Genomic DNA, 13,388 nt, shown 5'->3' on the forward strand with positions numbered 1-13,388 from the left:
CAAAGTGGCAAAAATCCTACATTCAGCGCGCGAGGGCTCGGGTATAGTGTCCTTATGCCACAAAGCAATGCTCAACACCCTGCCCCGCCGCCGCGCCGCCTGTCCCTCCTCGCCGCCCTGTGCCTGGCGATGTGCGTCGCGGCGCACGCCGACACCGGCGAACGTTGGGACAGCATGTCCTACACCGCGTTCAAGCGCTACGTGCACAACGACATCAGCAGCGGCCTGTGCTTCACTCAGGACCGCCAGGGCTTTGTATGGATAGGCACCCAGGCCGGCCTGGTGCGCTGGGACGGCAACCGCCAGGTCAAATACCTGGCCGACGCGCGCGACGACGCGCTGCCCGACAGCTACGTCATGAGCGTGCACGTCGACACCCAGGGCCGGCTGTGGGCCGGCATGAACTCCGGCGGCCTGGTGCGCTACGATCCGCAGCGCGACAACTTTGTGCGCTACCGCGCCAGTCCCACCGGCCTGCGCGACCCGCGCGTGAACGCCATTACCGATGACGGCACCGGCGGCTTGTGGATCGCCACCGGCAGCGGCCTCGATCACCTGGCGGCCAGCGGCGCATTCGACCGGCTGAGCGACAATTATGGTAACGCCACGCTGCCCGAGGGCGGCATCGATACGCTGCTGCGCGACGCCGACGGCTCCTTGTGGGCCGGCACGCGCCGCGGCTTGTTCCAGCTGAAGCGCGGCCAGCCGGCGCGGCAAGTGGCGCTGGGCGGCAAACTGGGACTTCCGATCAGCGCACTGCTCAAGGACAGTACCGGCAAGCTGTGGATCGGCAGCCGCACCAACGGCGCCTTCGTCATTGCGGTGCCGGGAGATGCGGGCGTAGCGGTGCGCGAGAGCGGTCCGCAAGCGACGCTGCAGCAGGAACGGGTATCGGGGATCGTCGAAGCCGCGCCCGGCGAAATCTGGTTTGGCACCAATGGTGCCAACGGCGGCATTGTGGTGTACGACGTGCAGCACAACAGTTCGCGGCGCATCCGCCACCGCGCCGACGCGCCCGACAGCCTGGCCGACAACGATGTGATGGCGATGTTCCGCGAACGCAGCGGCATCATCTACGCGTCCAATATGGCCGGCATCAGCCAGCATGCGCCGCAGCCGCGCGCGGTGGCCACCGTCCGCTATCTGGATGCGGGCCGCAGCGGCGTGATCAGCGCGGCCAGCACCATGGTCGCGTCCGATGGACGGCTGTGGCTGGGCCTGATCAACGGCGGGGTCGCGATCGTCGATCCGCAGCACGGGCTGAGCGGACGCGTGGCGGCGCACAACGGCATGCAGCAAGGGCGCGTGCTGGCCACGGCGGCGGGTCCCGGCGGCGAAGTGTATATCGGCACGCAGAACGGCCTGTTCCGCGCCAACGCCGACGGCAGCCGCGCGCAGCGGGTAAAGCTGCCGCAGCGGCGCGAAGAAGATGAAGTGTGGGCGCTGGCGATCAGCGGCAACACCTTGTGGATGGGCGGCCTGGATGGCGTGTGGGCGCTGCAACTGTCGCCCGACGGCGAACCGCAACTGCTGCGGCATGAAGACAAACGCCTGGGCGATCCGCGCGTCACCGCCATTCTCCCGGTCGGCAACGATGTCTGGGTGGGCACGCGCACCGGCCTGGCGCGCGTGGGCGCAAACGGCGTGGAGGCGATTCCCGCCGACCTGTCAACGCCGGACCGGCTGCCGCCCGGCTATGTTTCCTCGCTGCTGATGGATGGCCAGGGCCGGCTGTGGCTGTCGAATTTCGGCACCGGCGTGGTCATCCTCGAACGCACCGATCCGGACGGGCGGCGCCGCTTCCGCCGGCTGGGCATGCAGCAGGGCCTGCCCGACAGCGGCGGCAACAAGCTGCTACAGGATCGTCAGGGCATGATCTGGGCCAGCACCGACGCCGGCCTGGCGCGCATCGATCCGCACACACTGGAAATCAAGGCGCTCGGTCCCGGCGAAGGCGTGCATGTGCCGACCTACTGGACCAACTCCGGCGCGGTGAGCGCTAGCGGCGACCTGGTGTTTGGCGGCTTGAGCGGCCTCACCGTGGTCAAGCCGCAGGCACTGGAGGCCTGGCGCTACACGCCGCCGGTGGTGGTCACGCGCATCCTGCTCAACGACAAGGACATGCCGTTCGCGCCGTACAACCAGGGCTTGGGCGGCAAGGCGCCGACTATCGTGGTGCCGATCGAAGCGCGCGAACGCGGATTCTCGCTGGAGTTCGCGGCGCTCGACTACACCGCACCGGAGCGCAACCGCTACGCCTACCGGCTCAAGGGTTTCGATCCCAACTGGGTCAGCAGCGAAGCCTCGTCGCGCCGCGCCAGCTACAACAATCTGCCACCGGGCGACTATGTGCTGCAACTGCGCGGCTCCAACCGCAATGGCGACTGGGCCGCGCCGATCGAGGTGCCGGTGCACGTCATGCCGGCCTGGCATCAGCGGCCGCTGGCGCGGGTGGCAATGGTGGCGCTCGGACTGCTGCTGGGCGCGGGGCTGATGCAGGCCCGTACCAGCTATCTGCGGCGCCGCCAGCGCGAGCTGGAAGCGATGGTGGAGGCACGCACGGCCGAACTACGCGCCACGCAAACCCAGCTGGAGACGCTGGCCTATGGCGATCCGCTGACCGGCCTGGCCAACCGCCGCCTGTTCAACGATGAATTGCGCCACCTGGTGGCGCAGGCCGAGCGCGGCGGGGCCTCCTTCACGCTGCTGCTGATCGACCTGGACCGCTTCAAGCCGGTCAACGACACGCTGGGCCACGACGCCGGCGACGCGCTGCTGGCCGCCGCCGCCGAGCGGCTGCGCGCAGCCGTGCGCGAGGCGGACCGGCCGTTCCGTCTTGGCGGCGACGAATTCGCCGTGCTGCTGAGCCAGACCACCGACCGCGAGACACTGGAACCGGTGTGCGCGCGCATCCTCGCCAATCTGGCGGCGCCGCTGCCGCATGGCGAGGCGGTAATCGAAATCAGCGCCAGCATCGGCGCCGCCGTCTACCGCAGCGGCGAAAACCACGAACAACTCTACAAGCGCGCCGACGTCGCGCTGTACGAGGCCAAGGCTGCCGGCCGCAATACCTGGCGGCTCAGTCTTTGAATACCGGCGTGGACTTGCTGGCGCCCGCCAGCATCGCCGCTTGCAGATCGTTCGACATCAGCATGGCGGCGTTCCAGGTGGCGATGTAGTTCAGGCCGTCGGCGACGCTGTGGTCGCGCGTGTAACTGATCATCTCCTTGACGCCGCGTACCGACAGCGGCGACTTGGCGGCGATCTGTACGGCGATCTCGCGCACGCCGGCGCGCAAGGCTTCCGGCGAGTCGAACACGCGGTTGACCAGGCGCATATGCTTCGCCTCGGCGGCGTCGAACTTGCGCGCGGTATAGGCCAGCTCGCGCGCCATGCCCTCGCCGATCAGGCGCGGCAGTCGTTGCAAAGTTCCCACATCGGCCACCATGCCGATATCGATTTCCTTGATGGTGAACCAGGCCTCGGCCGAGCAATAGCGCATGTCGGCGCAGCAGATCAGATCGATGCCGCCGCCGACGCAAGCGCCGTGCACGGCGGCCAGCACCGGCTTGCGGCAGCGTTCCAGGCTGGTCAGCGCGTCCTGCAAATCGAGGATCACCCGGCGCAGCTTCTCGCGCGAGCGGCCGTCGCAGTCATCGCGCACCTGCGCGCCGACGCCCATCATCATCTGCAGGTCGATGCCCGAGGTGAACGCCTTGCCCTCGCCTTCGAGGATGGCGACGCGGATCTCCGGCGTCTCATCGATGTGACGGAACACCGCGCGGATCTCATCCCACATCGCCGCGTTCATCGCATTCAGCTTCTCCGGCCGGTTCAACCGCACGGTGGCAATATGGTCTTCTACTGACAAAGTCAGGGTTTCAAAACTTGGCATAGCGCGCTCCTCCTTGTGATTTTTATCATTTTGCCACTGCCACAATAATACGCAGCGGGGGCTGCGTCATCTATAATGGCTGTTTTCGCAAACGCATTTATAAAATATCAGCCATATCATGGAATTAGCCAAGTCTTTCGAGCCTGCCGACATTGAACAGTTCTGGCGCAGCGAGTGGGAATCGCGCGGTTACTACACCGCCACCCTCGACGCCGGCAAACCTTCTTTCAGCATCCAGCTGCCGCCGCCGAACGTCACCGGCACCCTGCACATGGGCCATGCGTTCAACCAGACCATCATGGATGGCCTGACCCGCTATCACCGCATGCTGGGCCATAACACCGCCTGGATCCCCGGCACCGACCACGCCGGCATCGCCACCCAGATCGTGGTGGAGCGCCAGCTGGACGCGCAGAAAATCTCGCGCCACGACCTGGGCCGCGAAGAATTCATCAAGAAAGTCTGGGAGTGGAAAGAGAAATCCGGCTCCACCATCACCGGCCAGATGCGCCGCCTGGGCGCCTCGCCGGACTGGAAACGCGAATACTTCACCATGGACGCCGAGCGCTCCAAGTCGGTGACCGAAGTGTTCGTGCGCCTGCACGAGCAAGGCCTGATCTACCGCGGCAAGCGCCTGGTCAACTGGGACCCGGTGCTGGGCACCGCCGTGTCCGACCTGGAAGTGGTGTCGGAAGAAGAAAACGGTTCGATGTGGTACATCAAGTACCCGCTGGCCGATGGCAGCGGCACGCTGACCGTGGCCACCACCCGTCCTGAAACCATGCTGGGCGACGTGGCCGTGGCGGTTGATCCGACCGACGAACGCTACCTGCCGCTGGTTGGCAAGATGCTCAAGCTGCCGCTGGTCGGCCGCGAAATCCCGATCATCGCCGACGCCTATGTCGACAAAGCCTTCGGCACCGGCTGCGTGAAAATCACCCCGGCGCACGACTTCAACGACTACGCCGTCGGCCAGCGCCACAACCTGGACATGCCGTCAATCCTGACGCTGGAAGCGAAGATCGTCGACGACGCGCCGGAAGCCTACCGTGGCCTGGACCGCTTTGTCGCGCGTAAGAAAATCGTCGCCGACCTGGAAGAACAGGGCTTGCTGGAAGAAGTCAAACCACACAAGCTGATGGTGCCGCGCGGCGACCGTACCGGCGTGGTCATCGAGCCGATGCTGACCGACCAGTGGTTCGTCGCCATGAGCAAGCCTGCGCCGGAAGGCACTTTCAATCCGGGCAAATCGATCGCTGAAGTGGCACTGGAAAAAGTCGCCACCGGCGAGATCAAATTCGTGCCGGAAAACTGGAGCACCACCTACAACCAGTGGCTGAACAACATCCAGGACTGGTGCATCTCGCGCCAGCTGTGGTGGGGCCATCAGATCCCGGCCTGGTACGACGACGCCGGCAACATCTTCGTCGCCCGTACCGAAGAGGAAGCCAAGGCGCAAGCGGCGGCCAAAGGCATCACCGCGCCACTGCGCCGCGACAACGACGTGCTGGACACCTGGTTCTCGTCCGCGCTGGTGCCGTTCTCGACCCTGGGCTGGCCGGAAGAAACCCCGGACATCAAGGCCTTCCTGCCATCGTCGGTGCTGGTGACAGGCTTCGACATCATCTTCTTCTGGGTGGCGCGCATGGTCATGATGACCGCGCACTTCACCGGCAAAGTACCGTTCCAGACCGTCTACGTGCATGGCCTGGTGCGTGACTCGCAGGGCCAGAAAATGTCCAAGTCCAAGGGCAACACGCTGGACCCGATCGACCTGATCGATGGCATCGATGTGGAAGCGCTGGTTGCCAAGCGCACCACCGGCCTGATGAATCCGAAAGACGCCGAGAAGATCACCAAAGCCACCCGCAAGGAATTCCCGAACGGTATCGCTGCCTACGGTACTGACGCGGTGCGCTTCACGATGGCCTCGTACGCCTCGCTGGGCCGCAACATCAACTTCGACCTGGGCCGCGCCGAAGGCTACCGCAACTTCTGCAACAAGCTGTGGAACGCTACCCGCTTCGTGATGATGAACACCGAAGGCAAGGACTGCTCGGCATCGGAAGCCGACCTGTCGCAAGCCGACAAGTGGATCATCTCGCTGCTGCAAAAAGCCGAGCTGGAAGTGGCCAAGGGCTTCGAAGACTACCGCTTCGACAACATCGCCTCGGCCATCTACAAGTTTGTCTGGGACGAGTACTGCGACTGGTATCTGGAAGTGGCCAAGGTGCAGGTACAAAGCGGCACCGAAGGCCAGCAGCGCGCCACCCGCCACACGCTGCTGCGCGTGCTGGAAGTGGTGCTGCGTCTGGCGCATCCGGTGATCCCGTTTGTAACCGAGGCGCTGTGGCAGGCGATTGCGCCGCTGGCTGGCAAGACCGGTGATTCGATCATGATGCAACCGTACCCGATCGCCAACACCGCCAATATCGACGAATCGGCCGAAGCCTGGATGCAGCAGCTGAAAGCGCTGACCGATGCGACCCGCAACCTGCGCGGCGAAATGCAACTGGCGCCATCGCTGCGCGTGCCGCTGATCGTCGAGCCGGGCAACGCCGCCGACAAGGCTGCGATGGAAGGCTTTGCAGCGTACGTGCAATCGCTGTCCAAGCTGTCGGAAGTGCAGATTGTGGATGTGCTGCCGGAATCACCTGCGGCGGTGTGCATCGTCGGCACCACCAAGATGATGCTGAAAGTGGAAATCGACGTCAAAGCCGAGCGTGAGCGCCTGAGCAAGGAGATCACCCGCCTGGAAGGCGAGATCAACAAGGCCAACGGCAAGCTGTCGAACGAAAGCTTCGTCGCCCGCGCACCGGCGGAAGTGGTCGCGCAAGAGAAAGAGCGCGTCGCCAACTTCTCCGCCACGCTGGACAAAATGCGCGAGCAGATCGCCAAGCTGCCAGCGGCTTAAACCTGATCCGGGGTCAGTTCTGACCCCGGTTTTTATGCCAGCAGTTCGGCGTAGCGGGCGATGTCGACGTTGCCGCCGCTGATGATGATGCCGACGCGCTTGCCCTGCAGTTGCTCTTTCATCGCGCGCGCGGCGGCAAACCCTAGCCCGCCAGTCGGCTCCACCACCATCTTCATGCGCTCGGCAAAGAAGCGCATCGCGGCGCGCAGTTCGTCGTCGCTGGCGGTCAGGATGTCATCCACATCGCGTTTGATAATCGGGAAGGTCAGGTTGCCCAGATGCTGCGTTTGCGCGCCATCGGCGATCGTCTTCGGCGTGTCGATGTGCACGATGCTGCCGCTGCGGAACGATTGCTGGCCATCGTTGCCCGCCTCCGGCTCCACGCCAAACAGTTTCGCCGACGGCGACAGCGCGCGCGTCGACAAGGCGGTGCCGCCCAGCAGGCCGCCACCGCCCAACGGTGCGAATACATAATCCAGGCGCCCTACTTCCTCAAACAGTTCCTTGGCCGCCGTGCCCTGCCCCGCAATCACGTCGGCGTGATCGTATGGCGGAATCAGCGTCAGGCCATGCTTGGCCGCCAGGTCGCGGCCGATCTGTTCGCGGTCTTCCGTGTAGCGATCGTAGATCACCACCGTGGCGCCGTAACCGCGTGTGGCAGCGACCTTGGCCGCCGGCGCATCATGCGGCATGACGATGGTAGCCGGTATGCCCAGCAACCGCGCCGACAAGGCCACCGCCTGCGCGTGATTGCCCGACGAGAAAGCCACCACGCCCGCCTTGCGCTGTTCCGGCGTGAACTTGGCCAGCGCGTTGTATCCGCCACGGAATTTGAACGCGCCCATGCGCTGGAAGTTTTCGCACTTGAAGAACACTTCTGCCCCCAGTTCGGCATTGGCGGTGGACGAGGTCAGCACCGGCGTGCGGTGCGCCACGCCAGCGATGCGCTCGGAGGCGGCAACCACGTCTTGAAAGGTAGGCAGTTTCAGTTCGCTCATGATTTTTCCTGTGGATGATTAACGCGCGTCGTTGTAGACGGTGGCGCGGGATACGTTGAGATAAGCGGCGACAATGTCCATCGCCCGGCGCACATCGCTCAGGCCGGCTTCTTTCAGCTCGCGCATCAAGGCCTTGCGCTCGTCGGCCTTCAGCGCGCGCGGCGTGCTGCCAAGCCGGGCGGCAAACTGGTCGATGCGCTGGCGGATCGCGTCCGCGCCGGCAGGCGCCATGGTTTCGTTGATGGCGACGGCAGTGTCCACGCTGCCGAATTGGGTCAGCATGGTATTCAGGCTGCGGAACACGGTCAGGTCAACATTCAGGCACAGTGCGGCAACGTATTGGCCTTCGCTGTCCTTGATGCCGATCGAGGTGCTCTTGGCCAGCCGGCCATCAGGAAAGGTGTTGGGGTAATTGGCGATGACCTGCTCGAACGCCGGATCGGCCGCGCGCGCCAGGCCAAGCTCGGTCGCCGGCTCGCCCACTTCGCGGCCCGACAAGTTGTTGTGGATGGCCAGGATGGCGTGTTCCGGCTGCGTCAGGTCGTGCAGCACCACTTCGCAGAACGGCGCCAGCGTCTTGCCCAAACCCTCGGCCACTTGCTGCATCTGCGCCAGCAGATTCTGATGTTCAGATGTTTTCTTCATCTGAACATATTATCTCATTTTAGACTTTTTGTGCATTTCGATGATAGCCTCTAATTAGCACGAGCGGTCAGTTCGTATAATGGCCTACACAAAAAACAACCAGGAGACACAAATGAAATACCTCGCTTTCATCGCTGCAGCCGCCATGTCCATCGCACCGGCGTTCGCCGACAACACGTCGCCAACCGGCTTGTGGAAGAACATCGACGACGAAACCGGCAAGCCGAAGGCGCTGATCCGCATCACCGAAACCAACGGCGTGCTGGAAGGCAAAATCGAACAACTGTTCCGCGCACCGGGCGAAGACCAGAATCCCAAGTGCGATAAATGCGAAGGCGCGCGCAAGGACCAGCCGATCATCGGCATGACCATTCTGTCCAATCTGAAAAAGGACGGCGAGGAATATTCCGGCGGCCAGATCCTCGATCCGAACAACGGCAAGGTCTACAAGAGCAAGCTGCAGCTGGCCGACGGTGGCAAAAAGCTGAACGTGCGCGGCTACATCGGCATGCCGATGCTGGGCCGCTCACAGACCTGGGTGCGCCAGGACTAATTACGCTGGATTTTGTGGCCGACGCCGCTAATGCGTTGCTGGGGCTCGCCGGTCGAGCGCCAGTTGACCGTGTTCTGGATGCCGGCCACCACCAAGACCGCTTTCGGCGCCAAGGTCAGCGCGACCTTGTTTTCCGCGCCGTTGATTTCCAGGCTGGAGCAGGTGCCGGTCAAGGTGATATTGTGCTGCGTGCCATCGATGGTCACGCGCCGGCCTTCGCAGGGAAAGGTGCGCACATAGCCGTTGCCGGCGATGGCGATCTGTTGCTTGTCGACGTTGATTTCACCCACCGCATCGTCGGCCATGGCGCCATGGGCCGACAAGCCCAGGACGCCTGCCAGCGCGATCATTCGTAATGCGAGCATGCTGTCTCCTTCATCTTGATTAAGTTCCACGCATTGTAGAAATTAACTGCCGAGTTCGGCGCACGCAAGCCACGCTCAAGGCTTGGCGCCCTTGCCGGTGGCGGTCCAGTAGATGCCGCCCATCAGGTGCGACAGGTATTGCGGGTCCTTGTACATATTGCCGTCGTGTCCCAGCGCGGTGACGAACACGCGGCCTTTTTCGACGTAGTGATACCAGCTCAGCGGATGGTCCTTGCCCATGCCGTGCGACACCTGCCCCGGCCAGATTTTGGTCGGGTCATAGCTGCTCTCGTCCACGTTCAGCACCGGGTTGATCTTGACTTGGTAGGGATTGTCGAACACATAGAACTCGTCGCTCCAGATCCAGTGCTCCGGTAGGCCGAAGGTGGCCGGGAACTTCTTGTCGGCCACATCGACCACGCCGGTTTGCAGCATCGGATGGTTGCCGGTGCGGCGGCCGATCAGTTTCTCGTACCATGGCCAGGTGTTGGGCGGAATGATTAGCGAGCGGTGCACCAGCATGGCATTGCCGCCGGCCTTCATGTAGTCCTCGAATTTCTTGCGGCGCGCTTCGTTCAGTTCTTCCGGCGGCGTGTTCAGGAACATCACGGCGGCATACTGTTTCAGGTCGCCGTCGAAAACTTCCGGCTTGTTGGTGTAGGTCATTTCGAACGCGTGCAGCTTGCCCAGCCGCTCCAGGCTGTCACGCGCCACCGGAATGTATTCGTAGTGGTACTTGCTCGGCATGGCCAGCACCAGGATCTTGTACTGAGTGTCGGCATGGGCGCCGGACGCCATCAATAAACCGGCCGCGACGGCCAGCATGCTTTTCTTCATCGTCTCCTCCACTAAAAAGTTAGCGCTATCATTTTTGTCATAGTCTAACCCAAGGTGATACGATTTGGCCAAATGAAAATAATTCTCAACTCGATAGGCATTTTGGCGGTGATACTGGGCGTGCTCGGCATCTTTCTGCCGCTATTGCCAACCACGCCTTTCCTGCTGCTGGCGTCCGCGTGTTTTGCGCGCGCCTCGCCGCGCATGCACAACTGGCTGCAAACCAACAAAGTCTTCGGCAAGTATTTGCGTGATTACGAAAACGGCCGCGGCATTCCGCTGCGCGGCAAAATCTGGATACTGATCTTCATGTGGGGTTCGATGAGCTATTCGATCTGGCGCACCGACCATCTGTGGGTACGTCTGCTGATCGTGACAGTCGGCTGCTGCGTCACCATCTACCTCACCCGCTTCGTGCCGACCATGCGTATTCAGAAATCCCCTGCTGCTGACGAATGATGTTCATCAGCGTGCGCAGCGCCGGATGCTTGTGGCGGCGGCTGCTGTAGTACATGTGGAAGGGCTCGCCTTTGGCGGCGTGCTCCGATAGCACGATGCGCAAGCTGCCGTCCGCCAGTTCGGCGGCGATGCGCTGTTCCAGCAGATAAGCCAGCCCCATGCCGGCCTTGGCGGCCATGATGGTGGTGGCAGTGTCCGCGATGGTGATCGCGCCGGGCATGCGCAACCTGCGGCCCCGGCTGAATTCCCATTTGTAGCTGGAGTGATCGCCCAGCAGCAGTTGCAAACAGGTGTGGCCAGCCAGGTCATCCAGGTGATGGATGGCCGGGTGCGCATCGAGATAGGACGGCGCGGCGGCCACCACCCATCGCTGCGCTTTACTCAGCGGCACGGCGATCATATCCTCCGGCACGTAATGGCCGTAGCGGATGCCGGCATCATAACCTTCCGCGACGATATCGATAGGCCGGTCCTCGACCACCACCGTCAGCCGTACCCCAGGACAGAGCCGTGCGAATTCCGGCAGCGCGGGCGCAATCAGCAGGTGCGCAGCGTCGGAAAACACATTGATGCGCAGCTCGCCGTAGCGTCCGCTGCCCGGCGCGTCCAGCTCGGCCAGTGCATCGCCGATTTTGTCGAAGCCTTCCTCGATCCGCTGCGCCAGCTCGCGGCCGACGCCGGTGGCGGACACGGCGCGGCTGCTGCGGTTCAGCAGCTTGGCCGACAACCGTTCTTCCAGCCTGCGGATGGCGTGGCTGACCGCAGACGGCGTCAGGCCCAGCTGAATGGCCGCGCCCTTGAAACTGCCGGTGCGCATGATGGTCAGGAATACCCTCAGATCGGTGAGATCGACGCGGTCAAAAATAGACATGAATAATGTTCAATCTAACGATGAATACAGCTCATCCTCAAATCCTATCATGCGGTGCTATAAAAGCGTCTTTGACCTTTTCGGACCACACCATGAAACAGAGAACTTTCGGCCGCACCGGCAAGACCGTATCGGAAATCGGATTTGGCGCATGGGCCATCGGCGGCGCCTGGGGCGACGTGAGCAAGGAAGACGCCAAGGCGGCGCTGCACGCATCGCTGGACGCCGGCACCACCTTTATCGACACCGCCGATGTCTATGGCGATGGCCGCTCGGAACAGCTGATCTCGGAAGTACTGAAGGAACGTGGCGGCGACCAACCCTACGTGGCTACCAAGCTGGGCCGCCGTCTGTCACCACACGTGGCGGAAGGCTACAACAAGCAAAACATGACCGCCTTCGTTGAGCGCTCGCTAGTCAATCTGCAGACCGATTGCCTCGACCTGGTGCAGCTGCACTGCCCGCCGCCTGCGGTCTACTACCAGCAGGAAGTGTTCGGCTACCTGGATGACCTGGTGGCGGCTGGCAAGATCCGCCACTACGGCGTCTCTGTCGAAAAGGTAGAGGAGGCGCTGAAGGCGATTGAGTATCCGAATGTGCAGTCGGTCCAGATCATCTACAACATCTTCCGCCAGCGCCCCGCCTCGCTGTTTTTCGCAGAGGCGAAAAAGCGCCAGGTGGGCGTGATTGCCCGCGTGCCGTTGGCATCCGGCCTGTTGACCGGCAAGATGAACGCGTCCACCGCCTTCGCGGCCGACGACCACCGCGCCTTCAACCGTCACGGCGAAGCCTTCGACAAGGGGGAAACCTTTGCCGGAGTGCCCTACGATGTGGCACTGGAGGTGGTGGAGGAAATCCGCAAGCTGGTGCCTGCCAACGCCACCATGGCCGAATTCGCGCTGCGCTGGATACTGATGGAAGACGCAGTCAGCACTGTGATTCCCGGCGCACGCAACGCGGCGCAGGCGCAGGCCAATGCGCGCGCCAGCGCAGTGCCGGCACTGCCGGCCGACACCATGGAAGCACTGCGCGAGATCTACCGCAACCGCATCGCGCAGTACGTGCATCATAGTTGGTAATGCGCTGGTAATCAGCTGGCCTGTTTGGTCGGCATCACCACCACCTGCTGCAAGTTGACGTGCTTGGGCTGGGTGGCGAGGAAGCCGACCACTTCCGCCACATCCTGCGGCTGTAGCAAGTCCATGCTCTGCGCTGCGCCAGCGAACCAGTCCTTGGCACCCTGGAAGGTCCAGTGGCTTTGCAGCTCGGTTTCGGTGATGCCTGGCTCGATCAGCGACACGCGGATATTCTTCGGCCCCAGCTCCGCGCGCAGGTGGCGGCTCAGGTGGCTGACGTACGCCTTGGTGCCACTGTAGACGGCGAAGTAGGGATAGATATTCTGCGCGGCGATCGATGAGGTGTTCACCAGGTCCGCTACAGCGCCCTGCTCGGCGCTCTTGACCAGCTGCGGCACAAAGGCCGAGATCACGCGCATCACGCCAGTAACGTTAAGGTCGATCTGCTGTTCCCAGGCGTCCATCTCACGGGCTTCCACTGCGCCCGGCAGCATGACGCCGGCATTGTTGAACACCAGATTGGCCGGGCCGTAAGCCTGCTCAACGGCGGCCGCAGCAGCATCCACGGAAGCCTGGTCGGTGACATCCACCGCCAGCGCCAGCGCCTCGCCGCCAGCAGCGCGGATCTCATTCACCGCCTGCTCCAGCACCTCCTTGCGACGCGCCAGCAGCGCAACTTTAGCCCCACGGGCAGCCAGCAGCTTGGCAGTGGAAAGGCCGATGCCGCTTGATGCACCGGTAATGACAGCGACACGATTTTTCATGATGAGTTCTC

12 protein-coding genes are annotated in these 13,388 nt (G+C 63.1%); 5 read left to right on the forward strand and 7 right to left on the reverse strand.

From position 1 onward, the window contains the following. Positions 1 to 54 precede the first annotated feature (54 nt). Positions 55 to 3,090, forward strand: a complete 3,036-nt coding sequence (locus tag KW842_RS19265) for a ligand-binding sensor domain-containing diguanylate cyclase (protein WP_218305738.1) — start codon at positions 55 to 57, stop codon at positions 3,088 to 3,090. Here the strand turns inward: KW842_RS19265 and KW842_RS19270 are convergent. Further along, positions 3,080 to 3,895: a crotonase/enoyl-CoA hydratase family protein gene (locus tag KW842_RS19270; RefSeq protein WP_218305739.1), complete on the reverse strand. Its 816-nt coding sequence runs from the start codon at positions 3,893 to 3,895 to the stop codon at positions 3,080 to 3,082. The two genes, KW842_RS19265 and KW842_RS19270, sit on opposite strands and share 11 nt — an antisense overlap. Positions 3,896 to 4,013: 118 nt before the next feature. On the opposite strand from KW842_RS19270, the gene KW842_RS19275 reads away from it, so the two are divergent. After that, positions 4,014 to 6,809, forward strand: coding sequence for a valine--tRNA ligase (locus tag KW842_RS19275; protein ID WP_218305740.1), 2,796 nt, complete (start codon positions 4,014 to 4,016; stop codon positions 6,807 to 6,809). Positions 6,810 to 6,841: 32 nt separating this feature from the next. On the opposite strand, the gene KW842_RS19280 is transcribed toward KW842_RS19275, so the two are convergent. Further along, entirely contained in the window at positions 6,842 to 7,807 is a 966-nt protein-coding gene (locus tag KW842_RS19280; protein ID WP_218305741.1) for a threo-3-hydroxy-L-aspartate ammonia-lyase, read from the reverse strand. A gap of 18 nt (positions 7,808 to 7,825) precedes the next feature. Continuing rightward, on the reverse strand, positions 7,826 to 8,452 hold the full coding sequence (locus KW842_RS19285; protein WP_218305742.1) for a transcriptional regulator: 627 nt from the start codon (positions 8,450 to 8,452) through the stop codon (positions 7,826 to 7,828). A 112-nt stretch (positions 8,453 to 8,564) separates the two neighbouring features. Between KW842_RS19285 and KW842_RS19290 the strand changes: the two genes are divergently transcribed. Next, complete coding sequence (locus KW842_RS19290) at positions 8,565 to 9,005, forward strand: DUF2147 domain-containing protein (RefSeq protein WP_218305743.1); 441 nt, start codon at positions 8,565 to 8,567, stop codon at positions 9,003 to 9,005. On the opposite strand, the gene KW842_RS19295 is transcribed toward KW842_RS19290, so the two are convergent. Both KW842_RS19295 and KW842_RS19300 read right to left on the reverse strand, forming a co-directional pair. Further along, positions 9,002 to 9,370 carry a DUF3060 domain-containing protein gene (locus KW842_RS19295; RefSeq protein ID WP_218305744.1) on the reverse strand — a complete coding sequence of 123 codons (369 nt, stop codon included), beginning with the start codon at positions 9,368 to 9,370 and terminating at the stop codon, positions 9,002 to 9,004. The two genes, KW842_RS19290 and KW842_RS19295, sit on opposite strands and share 4 nt — an antisense overlap. Positions 9,371 to 9,445: 75 nt before the next feature. Beyond that, a complete protein-coding gene (locus KW842_RS19300) occupies positions 9,446 to 10,207 on the reverse strand; it encodes a ThuA domain-containing protein (RefSeq protein WP_218305745.1) in 762 nt (253 codons plus the stop codon). 72 nt (positions 10,208 to 10,279) lie between these two features. On the opposite strand from KW842_RS19300, the gene KW842_RS19305 reads away from it, so the two are divergent. Then, positions 10,280 to 10,666: a YbaN family protein gene (locus KW842_RS19305; RefSeq protein WP_218305746.1), complete on the forward strand. Its 387-nt coding sequence runs from the start codon at positions 10,280 to 10,282 to the stop codon at positions 10,664 to 10,666. Here KW842_RS19305 and KW842_RS19310 read toward each other — a convergent pair. Further along, positions 10,611 to 11,537: a LysR family transcriptional regulator gene (locus tag KW842_RS19310; RefSeq protein WP_218305747.1), complete on the reverse strand. Its 927-nt coding sequence runs from the start codon at positions 11,535 to 11,537 to the stop codon at positions 10,611 to 10,613. The genes KW842_RS19305 and KW842_RS19310 overlap by 56 nt on opposite strands. Positions 11,538 to 11,629: 92 nt before the next feature. Between KW842_RS19310 and KW842_RS19315 the strand changes: the two genes are divergently transcribed. Next, positions 11,630 to 12,616, forward strand: coding sequence for an aldo/keto reductase (locus KW842_RS19315; RefSeq protein WP_218305748.1), 987 nt, complete (start codon positions 11,630 to 11,632; stop codon positions 12,614 to 12,616). An 11-nt stretch (positions 12,617 to 12,627) separates the two neighbouring features. Here the strand turns inward: KW842_RS19315 and KW842_RS19320 are convergent, their stop codons facing one another. Continuing rightward, on the reverse strand, positions 12,628 to 13,377 hold the full coding sequence (locus tag KW842_RS19320) for an SDR family oxidoreductase (RefSeq protein ID WP_218305749.1): 750 nt from the start codon (positions 13,375 to 13,377) through the stop codon (positions 12,628 to 12,630). Positions 13,378 to 13,388 lie beyond the last annotated feature (11 nt).

The sequence above is a fragment of the Duganella sp. sic0402 genome, from assembly GCF_019219065.1.
Taxonomy (GTDB): Bacteria; Pseudomonadota; Gammaproteobacteria; order Burkholderiales; family Burkholderiaceae_D; genus Rugamonas.